We start from the raw sequence: 15,051 nt of genomic DNA, 5'->3' as shown, positions 1-15,051 counted from the left end.
AGTTCGCCAGGTGTGCGTGGCCACCTGACTTATGTAACGATTAGGCCACGCAGTGTCGCGTTGTGAGGTGTAAGAAACGGACGAGGAGCTCGAGACATGGAGATACAGGATTACCTTAAGATCCTGAAGGCGCGGTGGATCATCATCGCCGTCACCGTGATCGTGGCGATCCTCGGCTCACTGGGCGCTTCGCTGTTGGTCACACCTCAGTACGAGTCGAGTGCCAGGATGTTTGTCTCGACCACCGGTGGCGCAACAGTGACCGAGACCTATCAGGGCAATCTCGCTTCGCAGCAGCTCGTAGCGTCGTACTCAGAGCTTGCCACCAGCGAGGCGCTAGCTGCCCGGGTGTTGACGATACTCCCGCTGAACTTGAGCGCGAGTCAGTTGGCGGAGAAGATCAATGCCACGTCTACACCGGACACAGTGTTGTTCAATCTTACTGTCACTGATTCCTCACCTGCGCTTGCTCGCGACATTGCAAACGCCACTGCGGACGAACTCACTGCTCAGGTTCGGGAGTTGGAAACACCTGAAGATGGAGGTGCTCCATCGGCCGGTGTGAAGGTCTTTCAGCAAGCCTCCTCGTCGTCCAACCCGGTCAGCCCGAACACTGAGCGAAACCTCGCCCTCGGTGCCGCCGTTGGCCTGATGCTTGGTATCGCGCTTGCAGTGCTGCGGGATCGTCTGGACAACACCATCAAGAGTCGTCGTGAGATCGAGTCGATCTCCGGCAAGGCTTTGGTCGGCACCATTCCGTTCGACAAGGAGCGCACAACGCATCCGGCTGTCGATTTTCAGGATCTTGCGCAATCGTCCAGCGCCGAGGCTTTCCGTGAGCTCCGCACCAACCTGCAGTTCCTTGAGGTCGATCATCCTCCGCGTGTCATCGTCGTCACCAGCGCGATTCCGAGCGAGGGAAAGACGACCACCGCGGTCAACTTGGCGATCTCACTTGCCGAGGCCGGACACCACGTCGTTCTCGTCGAGGGTGACCTGCGTCGTCCCCGCGTCTCGAAGTACATGGGCCTCATCGGTTCGGTCGGTGTGAGTACTGTGCTTGCGGGTCAGGCGAAAGTGGACGAGGTGCTTCAGCCGACGAAATACGAGGGTCTGCAGGCCATGGCGTCGGGTCCGATCCCGCCGAACCCGTCCGAGCTGCTGGGTTCGGAAGCGTCTCGCGTCATGCTGGTGGAACTGCGCTCGAAGTTCGACTACGTGATCGTCGATGGTGCGCCGTTGCTGCCGGTCACAGACTCGGCCGTCCTCACCACCCATGCCGACGGTGCGCTCCTGGTCACCCGCTACGGGCACACCAAGAGTAACGAATTGTCCAGGGCCATCGGTAATCTCGAAACAATCGGTGCGCACGTCCTCGGCGTGGTGTTGGCATTGACGCCCTCGAAGAAGGGCGACATGTACAGCTACTCGTACAACTACACCGCCGATACCAACCTGCCCAAACAGGTGACACCGCCGGTTCCTGCGCCCGCACCTCAGGCACCCGCTGCCCCACTGACGCCGGTGTCCCCTCCTGCTCCCGCACCGGTACATGCTCCGCCGTCGCGGCAGTCCGCCTCGTGGTCTGCTTCTGCGTCGCCTGCTGCCGGTCCACGTACCGCAGAGTCGACGCAGGAATCCGATTCCTACCCTCGCCCCCGTCGGTCGGAGACTCCGCATCGAAACGGTACGGAGAACCCCAGGCTGCGGAAGTAGCTGTTGTAGGGCCGGACTCACTTCGATCGTGAAGAAGTCGGCTTCGACCGTCCGCTCGTGCCAATTACAACTCCCGCGAGAGTCATCGACGCAAGAATCAGGGGCGCCGAGACGTTCGGGATCTGCGCTGTGACAGCCACTGCGGCCAGTAGTTGAACGACGGCCGTGAGCTTGTCGCTGATGCTCGGTTGAATTTTCTTCTGCTTGCTCATGTGTAGCTCCTGACGTGGCATTCGTTGATGACATCGTCGAAGCTACATGCGCTGATGGGTATGAAAATGCCTAAGAAGCAGAGCATCTCAGTCTTTGTATTGCCTGCGAAAGGTTGCATAACGCGAGTTATGCACCCGCGTCGTCGTCACTGTATCGAGCACGGATGCGCTTGAATCGGAGGGATGTCGGTATGTCCGAGGCCGGCGTCGGAGCGCGAATCCCGTCTTGGGATTCCCGGGCTCCGGTCCGAGAACAGGAACATAACGCCTTTTATAAGTGCGCATTCGTCAACAGTCGCGTGGCCCGACTTCGCTAAAAATTTAATTCAGTCGAATGACTCCCAAGGACACTCTCGCCGACCATTGCTTGCCGACGAGAGTGGAGGGGCGAGTTACTGCGCAATCAGCACTGCGGAACGTCGATGCTCACCGTGGGCTGATCCACCAGAGGCTGCAACGGCACCGTGGCCTCGCCCGGAGCAGCAGGCTCCTCGAGTTCCCACGTCACTGTCTGCGACTTGCCGGGCGGAATGGTGAGGTACGTAGCCTGCACCGGCCGACCGAGCTCGGTGCCGGCCTGGATGGAGAATCCCGTGATGCCGTTGACCTTCATCGACGTGATCTTCGCGCCCTGAGTGCCGTACACGTAGACGATCGATTCGTTGGTGCCGTACTCCACGGTCGGCTGGAATGTGCTCGCCACGTACGACGTCAGACCCGCCGGATCGACGTTGTTGGTCAGCGTGGCCGTGACCGTCGACTTACGCGTTCCTGCCGTGCAGGATTCCGCCGAATACGTGATGTCGCGCGTGAGGTAGTAATCGAGCTTGTTGCCGCCGGCGTTGTTGACCACCACGTTGGCGTACGGCGCGGGGCTGTCCGGCAACACGTGACCCACCTTGGTACCGGCCAGAATTGCCTGCTCGGCCGGGTCCGCACTCCATATCGAGATGCGGCCTTCGCTGCCGGCGCGGCCCACTGCGTCGAGCAGAGGCCTGGTGGGTGCCGCTCCCGTGGTCATCTTCTGCACCACTGCCGCGGCGATCTCCTGCAGATACGCCTTGCGGGCCAACTGGTCGTCGCCGAACCTGGAATAGGCAGTACTGAGCGTGATCTCGACGACGTTGTCTGCGGTGATCTGCTCGCCGTCGGCCAACGTGACCGGGCCCGTGGCACCGAGGATGTAGCTCAACGCAATCGGGTCGGTGGCGATGGCACCGTTGAGCGCCTCCCCGGTCTGCTCCGTCCACATGGACGACCAGATCTGGCCGGCATACGGAAAGTGCGGGCTCGCATTCGAGTTGCGGAAATCGGTGGTGGTGTTTCGCGGAGCCCACAGCGCGTTGTATTCGGGCCCCAGATCGATGGGCTGCTCCGCGAATTCGAGTTCGTTGTTGGCTCCGAGAGTGTCGACGCGGGCCGTGCCGTTCTCGGTTCGGATGATGCCGTAGCCACCGAGCAGCCCGCCGGTGCCCCGAGCCTCCGCATTGGTCTGGAACGCGAGGAAGTAACTGCGCGGGCCGTTGTCGCCGAGCATCGACGGCAGCAGTTCGCTGGCGATGCGGGTGTTGGTGAGCAGAGTCGCGAGTTCGTGCGTCTGATCGATCAGCGACGTCCGGGCCTCGTCCACCACGCCGAGGAATTCGGGCTCGTCCACCTGCTGGGCGCGCTCACTGAGCTCGTCGGCTGCTGCGGAGGTCTGCTGCAGTACCGGTTGCGCATCCCGTAGGGCCGCGGTGTCCACCTTGCCACCGCCCTCGACGAGGCTGCTCGGATTCAGGCTGGCACCGGCGGCCGACGCGGGGGCCAACACCTCCACGGCCAATCCCTGCACCACATCGCTGATCTGCGCTACCGATTTCAGGGGACTACCGAGATAGGGAACGGCTGTGGCGATGGAGAACGGGATGGACGTCGTCGCCGAGACCGCATCGTCCGCGGATTCGGAGGCGCGCGCCGCGGCTGCCTCGGCTCCGGCCGAATCGCCGTCGAGCAATGCGTCCTTGGCCTGTGTGGCCGAGTCGCGGGTGGCGGTCAAACTCGACTGCGCGGAATAGGCTTCGTAACCAAGCCACACTGCAAAAGCTATGACAATGACCAGAAATACCCCCACCGTGATGAGAATCGGCCGCTTTCTGCCCGATTTCCGACCACGGGTATCGGTGGAACTGGTTGCCATCGTCGGTGGCCTCTCGGTCGAGGAAATGTATTCGAGTGCACAGCCTAAGGGGGAGTAGTCGATCTGGCGTACCTGTAGTGCGATCCAGGTAGAGCATTCACCCCGTGTCGACTAGTTTGTAGTGGGCGATGAAAGATCTACGTCGATGGTGGCGCGCCGGCCGAATCGAAGCCGTCAGGGCGCGTGCGTTGAGGAGGTCGGGGAGTGTCGCCAGAGGCGGATGAGCGGTTCGAGGATGGCCGCTTCCCTCTGTCGGCTGCTCAGATGAATATCTACCTCGCTCAGCAGCTGGCCCCCGATGTGCCGTTCACCATCGCTCAATACGTCGAGATCCACGGCGATATCGATCCGGCCGTGCTGATTCGTGCAACGGACATCGCCTGCCGACGGCTCGAATCGCCCGCAGTGCGAATCGGTGTGGACGACGGTCACCCGTACCAGTGGTCGGACCTCCGGGTGCCCTACGCGATGATCTACCGCGACTTCACCGACCGCGAGCATCCCATCGAGGATGCCCAGCGCTACATGGACGAGCAGTACCGGCAACCCGTCGATCTGGTGCGCGATCAACTGATCGCCTCCGAGATCATCCAGGTGGGCCCGTGCCACTACTACTGGTACAGCCGGGCGCACCACATCGTGATGGACGGACTGGGCGCAATCTCGGTGCAGGAGCGCACCGCTGCGGTGTACACCGCGTTGATCGAGGGCACCGAGATCCCCAACACCCGCGCCATCGGAGTGCGGGAGATCTACGACTACGAGGCCGCATACCCCGACTCCTCCCGCTACGAGACCGATCGCCAGTACTGGCTCGGTCGACTCGACGGACATCTCGAAGCTCCCCGGTTGGCCGGTAGCCCGAGTGAACCCGCCGCTCCCAGCGGAGTGACGGTGAGTGTCGGTGCGGTGCTGGATGCAGACCTCACCGAAGCCGTTGCCGCAGTGGCACATCGGTACAACTCCTCCGACGTCCCCGTCGTGCTTGCCACGTTCGCGCTCTACCTCGCGCGCATGACCGACACCGAAGACGTCATGCTCAGCTTGCCGGTATCGGGCCGAGCGACCACCAAACTGCGCGAATCGTCCGGCATGATGTCCAACGTCGTGCCGCTGCGCATCGGCGTCGAACCCGGGGTCACCGTCGAGGAACTGCTGCGACGGATTCAGGTGGAACTCACCGGCGCACTTCGCCATCAACGTTTCCGCGTCGAGGACATGCAGCGGGCAACCGGCGACGGCACCGGCAGTGCGGCCGCGGGACGCGGAGTGTTCGGTCCCACGGTCAACATCATGATGTACAACAGCACGATTCGGCTCGGTGACGTCATCGGCGAATACCGCGTGCTCTCCAGCGGCCCCATCGACGACATGATGGTCAACGTCTACCCCGGTGTCGCCGGCACCAGCACTCGCGTCGACTTCCTCGGTAACCCGGCGCTCTACAGCACCGATGAGCTCGCAGCCCACCATCGACGCTTCCTGGCACTCCTACGCGAGGTGGTCCAGGCACCCGAGGGGCTCGCCGTGTCCGAGCTGGAGGTGCTGGATGTCGACGAGAAGGCAGCGTTGCTCGGCGCATCTGCGACGGCGACCTCGACCCCCGTACCGCTGCCCTCGCTCCTGAGAAGCGGCACCGTGGTGCGTGCCACGGGAGTCGATCAGTCGAGTGAAGACTTTCTCCTGGTCGTGGAACACATTGCTGCGCAGCTTCTCTCGTTGGGCGCAGTGAACGAGACGCGCATCGCCGTTGCCATCGAACGCTCCTACGAATCCGTGCTCGCAGCATGGTCGGTCTCCACTGCAGGCGCATCGTTCGTTCCTCTGGACCCCACCGAGCCCGCCGAGCGGCTGGCCGCAGTACTCGCCGACGCGAACGTCGCTTTCGGCATCACCACCAGGGATGTGCTGGAACAACTTCCGAGCACGATCGAATGGTTCGACATCGAAGACCTGCTCGACGCGGATGCGCGGCCCTTCACGCCGCCGACCGTGCACGTGGACAATGAGGCCTATGTCATCCACACCTCGGGGTCGACCGGAAAACCCAAGGCCGTCAGCGTCACTCACCGCGGACTCGCGCAACTCGCGGCCAACGTGGTCGAACGGTATGCCGTCACCCCCGACTCGCGCGTGCTGCACGCGGCCTCACCGGTGTTCGACGCGTCCCTGCAGGAAATCCTTGCCGCCTTCGCCGCGGGTGCCACCCTGGTGATCGCCCCGGCCGACGTCTACGCAGGCCCCGCCCTCGCCCATGTGTTGGACCGCGAGAAGATCACACATCTGATCACCTCGCCGACGGTGCTGGCCACCCTCGACCCCGACGACCTCGGCTCCATCGAGGTCTTCGACGTCGGGGGAGAGGAATGCCCGCCCGCATTGCGCGACCGGTTCGTCTCCGCCGATGCGGCGATGCGCAACGCCTACGGGCCGACCGAGGCAACGGTGTTGGCCACCTTGTCCGACGCGATGCAGGCCGGCGAACGGGTGACCATCGGCGCTGCGTTGCCGGGCGTGCGCGCCCTGGTGCTCGACGCGCACCTGCGGCCGACACCGTGTGGCGGCGTCGGCGAGCTCTATCTCGGCGGCGACGGACTCGCCCGCGGGTACAGCGGCCAGCCGGGGGTCACATCGACGCGGTTCATCGCCGACCCCGGGGTTTCCGGGGCTCGGGTGTACCGCACCGGAGACATCGTCCGCCGGTCATTCGACGGTTCCTCGCTCGAATACCTCGGCCGCAGCGATCAGCAGATCCAGCTGCACGGGCGTCGTCTCGAACTGGGCGAAGTGGAGTCCGCGGCCACGACGTGTGTGGGAGTGACCGCTGCAGTGGCCGTCGTGCGCGACGACCGACTCGTCCTCTACGTCACCGGAGAATCGGCGGGGCTCGACGATCATCTGCGAAACCGTTTGCCCGCCTGGATGGTTCCCAGTGCCGTCGTGGTTCTCGACGCCCTGCCGATGACGGTGAGCGGCAAGGTCGACCGTCGTGCGTTGCCGGCCCCCGTTGCCCTCGTCGTCACCGAATACGTTGCGCCGCAGACCGATACCGAACGCTCCGTGGCGAAGGCATTCGCCGACGTCCTCGGCGTCGAGAAGGTGGGGCGCGAGCACTCGTTCTTCGAGCTCGGCGGTGACTCGCTCAGCGCTACCCGAGTTCTCGCACGCCTCGGTTCCTCGATCTCGTTGACCGCACTGTTCGCCGACCCCACAGTCCGCGCAGTCGCCGCTGCCATCGACGCATCCTCGGCGCGGGAGGTCTCGCTCGAGCTACTCGACACCGTTCTGCCGACGCGTATCCCGGTGTCCTACGCGCAGCAGCGGCTATGGTTTCTCAACCAGTTCGATCCCGCATCGCCCGCCTACAACATGCCGGTGGCGGTCCGCGTCGGAGCCGGTGACGACCACTCGTTGGTTCTGACCGCTCTCCGCGACGTCATCGAGCGACACGAAGCCTTGCGGACGTACTACCCGGCCGACGACGGACCGAGGCAGGTGGTGCGGCCCACCGATACCGTCCTCGTCGAGGTGCCCGAGCGCACTGTCTCCGAGCACGATCTGGACTCTGCTGTCGCAGTTGCCGCGGCCCAGGGATTCGATGTGACGGCCGAAGTGCCCATCCGCGCAACCCTTCTGAGGGTAGAAGAGTCCGGTGACACCGTTCTCGTGGTCGTGGTGCACCACATCTCGATGGACGGGTGGTCGGTCGACCCACTCGTCCGCGACTTCGCCTTCGCCCACGCCTCACGCGGCGCAGGTCACGCGCCCACCTGGCCACGCCTACGCGCGCAGTACGGCCAGTACGCGGTGTGGAACCGCGCACTGGTGGATTCGGTTGCCGACGAACAACTCTCGTTCTGGGGATCGGTTCTGGGTGATGCCGGCACCGCGTCGGCGGAGCTGCCGGCGGACTTCCCCAGGCCCACCATGCAATCGATGATCACGGACGCAGTGCCCTTCGAGATCGGGTCGACGCTGCACGCGGGTATTCGTGAACTGGCCCGATCGATGAACTCGACCACGTTCATGGTCGTCCATGCCGCCGTGGCTGCCGCCCTGAGTCGCTTCGGCACGTCGAACCGGGTGGTGGTCGGGTCTCCGACTGCAGGGCGAGGTCACGAAGCGCTCGACGAGATGGTGGGCATGTTCGTCGGAACCCTGCCTCTCGCAGTCACTGTGGACCCGTCGGAGAGTTTCGCGTCGTTGCTCGATGCGGTCCGCACCGCGGACCTCGATGCCTTCTCGCATTCGGATGTCCCGTTCGAGCGCATGGTCGACGCCCTGGCGACCGACCGATCCCTCGACCGGCATCCGCTGTTCCAGGTGATGCTGGCCTTCGACAATGCGCCGCACCGATCGGTCGAGGATCTGCCGGTCTCGGTGCTGGAGATACCCACCCGCACGTCCGAGTTCGATCTCACTCTCGTGCTGGCGGAAGAGCCGGGTGATTCGGCGGTCATCACCGGCCAGATCGAGTACTCGATCGACCTGTACCAGCGGGCCACCGTCGAACAGTTCGCCTCGGTGATCCTGGCCTTCCTGAACGCGGCGGTCGCCGACCCCGCCGTTGTGATCGGTGACCTGGCGCTGGCGGAGACTCCCGCACTGCCGTCCGCCATGGCCGGCGGAACGCTACTCGACGTGTTGGCCAGTGGCACAGCAATTTCCGGTGATGCTGTCGCCATCGACGGCCTGGACTCGGTGACGTACGCCGAGCTCGATTCTCGCTCGAACCGAATCGCGCGGCTCCTGATCGCACGCGGCGTCGGACCGGAAACTTTTGTCGCTCTGTCCCTCGAGCGCTCGGCCGACTACATCGTTGCGTTGTGGGCCGTGGTGAAGGCGGGCGGCGCATTCGTCCCCGTGGACCCGCGCTACCCGAAAGTTCGCCGGGAACAGATGCTCGAGCACGTCGAGATCGGGTTCGGCGGACTCGAGCCGACGGTGACCTGGCTCGACGAGCATCAGGCGAAACACTTCAGCGACCTGCCCCTGACCGATGCGGACCGCCTGGCAGTGCTGACCCCTGCGCACCCCGCGTACGTGATCCACACGTCGGGTTCGACGGGAACACCCAAACCCGTGGTGGTGACGCATCAGGGTGTCTATTCGCTTGCGCAGCAGGTAGTTCAGCGCTACGGCGTGACACCGAGTTCGCGCGTGTTGCATGGATATTCGGTGAACTTCGATGCCGCGGTACTAGAGCTCGTCCTAGCGTTCGGGGCCGGGGCGACCATGGTGATCGCGCCACCCGATCTGCTCGGTGGGGACGAGATGGCGGCCTTCCTCACTGCGCACCGCGTCACCCACTACCTGTCCACGCCCGCGGTGCTCGCCACCGTGCCGCCGACGCCGGGGATCGAGACCGTGGCCGTCGGTGGAGACGTGTTGGGCCAGGGCGTCGTCGACGATTGGTCGGCGGGACGGTCGATGCTGAACGCCTACGGTCCGAGTGAGGCGACGGTGGTGGCCACGCTGGCCGAGTCGCTGCGCGCCGGAGAGCCGGTCACCATCGGTCGACCGTTGCCGCACGTGGGAGCGCTCGTGCTCGACGACCGGTTGCAGCCGGTGCCACTCGGGGGCATCGGGGAGCTGTACCTCGCAGGGTCGGGTGTGGCTCGCGGCTACCGCGCGGACCCGGCGTCGACCGCCGCGCGCTTTATCGCGGCTGCCGACGGCACCCGGATGTATCGGACCGGCGACCTCATCCGGCGGCAGCTGTCGGGCGTGCTCGACTACCGCGGCCGCAGGGACGACCAGGTCCAGATCAACGGTGTGCGGATCGAACTGGGCGAGATCGAGAGTGCACTGACGGCGCACCCGGACGTCAGTGCTGCAGTGGCGACGATGCGCGAGAACAGAATTCACGCGTGGGTGGTGGGCCTCGATGCGCAGGACGCAGCCGCCTGGCTTCTGGACAGGCTGCCGTTGTCGACGCAGCCGGCCGCCATCACCCGGATCGACGGTATTCCGTTGACCGGTAACGGCAAGGTGGATCTCGCCGCGTTGCCGTCCGAGACGCTGCCGGACGGCGATCCGGCGGCGGTGCGCACCCTGGCGCAGGAGGTGGTTCTCGGAATTTTCGCCGACCTGCTGGGAATCGACGGTCCTGCCGTAGACGACAATTTCTTCGTCCTCGGCGGGGATTCTCTCGTCGCGACGCGTGCTGCGACTCGCATCAGCGCGGCCCTCGGCACCCACGTTCCGGTGCGAACCATCTTCGAGTCGCCCACCGCGGCACGGCTCGCGGCCGCGATCGAGTTGCTGTCCGAGAACTACACCCCACTGCCCGCTCTGGTCCACGATCCCGAGGCGCGGTCGTACCCCGGGCTGGCCCCGGCCGAGCGGCGAATCTGGCTGCAGAATCGCTACGACCCGACATCGGCCGCCTACAACATCGCCGTCGAGGTGCCGCTCCCGGCGGATCTCGATCTCGATGTTCTTCGCGCCGCGATAGTGGATGTGCTGGAACGGCATACACCGCTCCGCACGGTGTACCCGTCGGCCGGCGATGGTCCCGTCACCGTGATTCTCGATCCGCAGATCGTGCTGTCGACGCTGGACGATGCTCATGCCGCCCATGACATTCCGGCTCTGCACGGCTTCGACCTGACCCTCGAGGCACCGCTGCGTCTGGCCCTGGTGAACCGAGGCGGCGAGCGGGTGCTGTCTGCCGTTGCACATCACATCGCGATCGACGGCCTCTCGCTCCGTCCACTCGCCCGAGACATCGAGATCGCTCTGCTGGCCCGACTGTCCGGATCCACACCGGAATTCGGATCGCTGGCCGTCGACTACTCGGACTACCGAGTGTGGCAGCGCGACGTTCTCGACACGGTGGCGTCGGATCAGCTCGAATTCTGGCGACGCACCCTGGCCGGCGTACCGGAGTTTCTCGACTTGCCGACCGGGACTCCCGACGCGTCGGTCGATGCGAGTCCGGTGAAGTTCGCCGTCGACTCGGAGACCCTCACTCGTCTACGCACGCTCGCCCATGGACTGGGCGCGACGGTGTTCGTCGTGGTCCACGCAGCGCTGGCCGCCGTGCTCGCCGAAGCCAGTGGCACCCAGGACATCGCCATCGGCACCCCGGTGGCGGGCCGATCCGACCCCGCGCTCGACCACCTCGTCGGCATGTTCGTCGGTACCGTCGTCCTCAGGACACAGGCCGATCCATCGATGACGTTCGCGGACTTCGTGACCGCCGTGCGAGACCGCGATCTCGACGCATTTGCTAACTCGGACGTACCGTTCGAGTGGGTGGTGGACGCCGTGCAACCCACCCGCGCCGTCGATACCCATCCGCTGTTCCAGGTGCTCCTGGCCTTCGGCGACATGGCAACTCCGACAATCGAACTCGGGTCCTCGCAGATCGCCCCGCGTCGCGTGGACATCACGGCCACGCAGTTCGACCTCGAGGTCGTGGTCGCGGAGTCCGAGTCCGGACTGATCGGCCATCTCGGGTACTCGCCCGCCCGGTTCTCGCGCTCGGTGATTCTCGGACTTGCCGAGCGTCTGACCGAGGTGTTGGCCCTGGTCGGGGCGCAGCCGGACGCCCGGCTCGGCAGCGCAGATTTCGGGCACGCTCCGTCGGCCGTTGCCTCCCACCGAGACAGCGCACCCGAACGCTGCACACTGGCGGCGGTGTTCGAGCAGGCAGTGACGAGCTGGCCGGACAATACCGCCGTGATCGACGACTCACGGTCGTTGACCTACCGCGAGGTGGCCCGACAGTCGAATGCCCTGGCAGACAGACTGATACGTGCGGGCGCTCGACCCGGTGCGCTGGTGGCGATCGCCTACCCTCGCTCCGTCGAGTACCTCATCGCGATCTGGGCCGTGGCCAAGACCGGTGCCGGCTTCCTGTCCATCGACCCGTCTCAACCCGTGGCTCGGGTACAGGAGATCCTCGATCGGGCAGCGCCGGTCACGGGAATCTCGGCTGCAGACTTTCACTCGGTCGGTAGCGACTGGGTGAGCGTCACCGGCGACGAACTTGACCGCGTCGACGTGCGGGACGCACCGCTGGACAGCGTGGCCTACGTCGTCTACACCTCCGGTTCGACCGGGGCACCCAAAGGCGTGCGGGTGACGCACCGCGGCATCGCGAATCTGGTGCAGAGCCAACGAGACCTGTTCGACGTCGAGCCGGGATCCCGGGTACTGCAGTTCGCATCCCCGAGCTTCGACGCATCGATCTTCGAGACCTTGATGGCCGTCGGCGCGGGAGCCGCCGTGGTGATCGTTCCGTCCGAGGTGCACGGAGGGCGCGAACTCGAAGCGCTCATCGATCGACATCAGGTGACCCACGCCTGCCTCACACCGACCGTGCTGCAGGTGACCGACGCGGAGGCAGTGCCGTCGCTTCGCGTCATCGTCATGGCGGGCGAAGCCGCCAATTCTGCTCTGTTGCAGCGATGGTCACGTGATCGCTCGGTGTTCAACGCCTACGGCCCCACCGAGGGGACCGTCATGAGTACCTGCACCAGCGACCAGCGTGAGTGGGGCCCGGCAAGCCCGGTGACCATCGGCGGACCGGTTCGCGGCTTCGACGCCGTGGTCCTCGACGCCCGGTTGCGCCCGGTGGCGAACAACGTCGTCGGGGAGCTCTACCTCGGTGGGGCCGGTCTTGCCGAAGGATACGTGGGGCAGAGCGGAACGACGGCGAGCAGCTTCGTTGCCGATCCCTTCGGCGACGGACGGCTCTACCGCACAGGCGATCTCGTGCGCTGGGTTGTGCTGGGCAGCGATCGCGAACTCGAATATCTGGGCCGAGTGGATTCACAGGTGAAGATTCGCGGCCATCGCATCGAGTTGTCCGAGGTGGAGGCAGCGTTGCTGCGTCACCGGAATGTGCGTCAGGCCAGCGTGATCGGTCGTGCGCACTCTCTGGCTGCCTACGTGGTGGGTGGCGTCGAACCGCGGGAGGCTCGCGAGTTCCTGGCGAGGACGCTCCCGGCGTACATGGTGCCCAGTACCGTGACCGTCGTCGAGGCGCTGCCGATGACATTGTCCGGCAAGGTCGATGCGAGCAGGCTGCCCGAGCCCTCGGTCATGTCGACCGAACGGCGCGTCCCGGTCTCCGAAAGCGAACTGTTGGTGCACGCGGTGTTCGCGGACGTGCTGCAGGTGGCCGGCGAGGACATCGGGGTGGGCGACAACTTCTTCGATCTGGGCGGGCACTCCCTCTCTGCGGTGCAGGTGATGGATGCACTGGGGGACCGGCTGGGCCGTCGACTGCCCATCAGCCTGCTGCTGGTGCATCCGACGATCTCGGCCCTGGCCGCGCAACTCGATGCGGGCGAGCAGGGGGCCGACAGTGCCTTCGAGGTGGTGCTTCCGCTGCGGACCGAGGGTGTGGGCGCACCGCTGTTCTGCGTGCACCCGGCCATCGGCATTGCCTGGAGTTACTTCTCGCTGCTCGGGGAGACCGAACGTCCGCTGTACGGGCTGCAGGTGCCCGGTATCGCCGACGGTGACGCCGCACCGAACTCGATCGAGGAGTTCGCCGAGAGGTACGTGCGTGAGATCCGAGGTGTTCAGCCGCACGGCCCCTATAACCTGGTCGGGTGGTCGCTCGGCGGTGTGATCGCGCATGCTGTTGCTGCGCAACTGCAGTCGGAGGGTGAGGACGTCGCACTGCTGGCGCTCGTCGATGCCCAGCTCTCAGTGCCGGAGGGGGCTTCGGAGTTCGGCATCGACGATCTCGCTCGTCAGCTCGGGGTCGAGGGTGACTCGTTCGAGGCCATCGTGGATCGATTGCGCGAGAACAGAAGTGAACTGGCGTTTCTCACCGAGGATCATCTGCAGCGAATGTATCGTCCCGTCGCGATGTCTCCCACCTGGGTGGCGTCGTACTCGCCCGCTGTGTTCGCGGGTCCGGTGCACTACTTCGCCGCTCGTGGCTCGCACGGTGCGCAGCATTGGACGGAATTCGTCGACGGCCGGATGTCGGTGCATCGGGTGGATGTGGAACACGAAGACATGCTGGGCGAGCTCGGTGCCCGTGCACTAGGCCGAGTGATCGGCACCGATGCGGTGGGGAAAGGTGTGGCGTGATGAGCGAACAACTGGAGCCGTACGTCGATGACGTGCGAGCGCATTACGACCTGTCGGACGAGTTCTTCGCTCTGTTCCTCGATCCGAGTATGACGTACAGCTGCGCCTACTTCGAGCGTGACGACATGACGCTGGAGGAGGCGCAGACGGCCAAGATCGACCTCGCCCTCGGCAAGCTCGACCTGAAGCCGGGCATGACGTTGCTCGACATCGGTTGCGGTTGGGGAGCTCTCGCCAAGCGGGCGGTCGAGAAGTACGACGTCAACGTCATCGGTCTGACGTTGAGCCGCAATCAGTACGAGCACGGCCGCGCCGTCGTGGCCGACCTGTCGAGTGACCGCACCGTCGACATTCGGCTGCAGGGGTGGGAGGAATTCGACGAGCCCGTCGACCGGATCGTCAGCATCGGCGCGTTCGAGCACTTTCGGCGCAATCGATACTCGGCGTTCTTCGCGAAGTGCCGCTCGCTACTGTCGGCCGATGGTCGAATGTTGTTGCACACCATCGTCATCACGCCACCCGATCCGGCTTCCGGTGCGGGCGGACTCACGCGCGAGGATGCGCATTTCTCCCGCTTCATCCTGCGCGACATCTTTCCCGGCGGACAGTTGACGCTCGTCAAGGTGATCAAGTCCAAGGCTGCCGAAGCCGGGTTCGAGTTGCTTCGGGAGCATCCCTTAAGGCTGCACTACGCGAGGACCCTCGACACGTGGGCCGAGAAGTTGATCGCGTCCCGGGACGAGGCCATCGCCGTGTCCTCGGAGGCGACGTACGACAAGTACGTTCAGTACCTCACCGGCTCGTCGGCCCGATTCAAGAGTTCACGCATCGACGTTGTGCAATTCACGCTGGCGGCTGCAGACATCCCTGTGGAGTGAAAAGGAA

General features: G+C 65.0%; 6 protein-coding genes. 4 read left to right on the top strand and 2 right to left on the bottom strand.

The window, feature by feature from the left end; genetic code table 11:
- Positions 1–96: 96 nt before the first annotated feature.
- Positions 97–1,716: a polysaccharide biosynthesis tyrosine autokinase gene (locus MTX34_RS08405; RefSeq protein WP_243609069.1), complete on the top strand. Its 1,620-nt coding sequence runs from the start codon at positions 97–99 to the stop codon at positions 1,714–1,716.
- 17 nt (positions 1,717–1,733) lie between these two features.
- Here MTX34_RS08405 and MTX34_RS08400 read toward each other — a convergent pair whose 3' ends face one another.
- Both MTX34_RS08400 and MTX34_RS08395 read right to left on the bottom strand, forming a co-directional pair.
- On the bottom strand, positions 1,734–1,928 hold the full coding sequence (locus MTX34_RS08400; protein ID WP_243609068.1) for a hypothetical protein: 195 nt from the start codon (positions 1,926–1,928) through the stop codon (positions 1,734–1,736).
- 403 nt (positions 1,929–2,331) lie between these two features.
- A complete protein-coding gene (locus MTX34_RS08395) occupies positions 2,332–3,966 on the bottom strand; it encodes a DUF4012 domain-containing protein (RefSeq protein WP_243609067.1) in 1,635 nt (544 codons plus the stop codon).
- Positions 3,967–4,021: 55 nt separating this feature from the next.
- Here MTX34_RS08395 and MTX34_RS08390 point away from each other — a divergent pair, with 55 nt between their 5' ends.
- The 3 genes from MTX34_RS08390 (at position 4,022) to MTX34_RS08380 (ending at position 15,044) form a co-directional block, all read left to right on the top strand.
- On the top strand, positions 4,022–4,165 hold the full coding sequence (locus MTX34_RS08390) for a hypothetical protein (protein WP_243609066.1): 144 nt from the start codon (positions 4,022–4,024) through the stop codon (positions 4,163–4,165).
- Between the two features lie 206 nt (positions 4,166–4,371).
- On the top strand, positions 4,372–14,166 hold the full coding sequence (locus MTX34_RS08385) for a non-ribosomal peptide synthetase (RefSeq protein ID WP_243609065.1): 9,795 nt from the start codon (positions 4,372–4,374) through the stop codon (positions 14,164–14,166).
- On the top strand, positions 14,166–15,044 hold the full coding sequence (locus tag MTX34_RS08380; RefSeq protein WP_243609064.1) for a cyclopropane mycolic acid synthase family methyltransferase: 879 nt from the start codon (positions 14,166–14,168) through the stop codon (positions 15,042–15,044). The genes MTX34_RS08385 and MTX34_RS08380 overlap by 1 nt, the downstream gene beginning before the upstream one ends.
- Positions 15,045–15,051 lie beyond the last annotated feature (7 nt).

Source organism: Rhodococcus sp. ARC_M5 (genome assembly GCF_022810405.1).
GTDB classification, from domain to species: domain Bacteria; phylum Actinomycetota; class Actinomycetes; order Mycobacteriales; family Mycobacteriaceae; genus Rhodococcoides; species Rhodococcoides navarretei.
The sequence above is the reverse complement of the archived record's forward strand: the minus strand, read 5'-3'. Positions and strand labels throughout refer to the sequence as shown.

Excerpts from the sequence above, each read along its gene's own strand:
- MTX34_RS08405 (WP_243609069.1), top strand. The coding sequence starts at position 97 with ATGGAGATACAGGATTACCTTAAGATCCTGAAGGCGCGGTGGATCATC.
- MTX34_RS08400 (WP_243609068.1), bottom strand. The coding sequence starts at position 1,928 with ATGAGCAAGCAGAAGAAAATTCAACCGAGCATCAGCGACAAGCTCACG.
- MTX34_RS08380 (WP_243609064.1), top strand. The coding sequence starts at position 14,166 with ATGAGCGAACAACTGGAGCCGTACGTCGATGACGTGCGAGCGCATTAC.
- MTX34_RS08385 (WP_243609065.1), top strand. The coding sequence starts at position 4,372 with ATGAATATCTACCTCGCTCAGCAGCTGGCCCCCGATGTGCCGTTCACC.
- MTX34_RS08390 (WP_243609066.1), top strand. The coding sequence starts at position 4,022 with ATGACCAGAAATACCCCCACCGTGATGAGAATCGGCCGCTTTCTGCCC.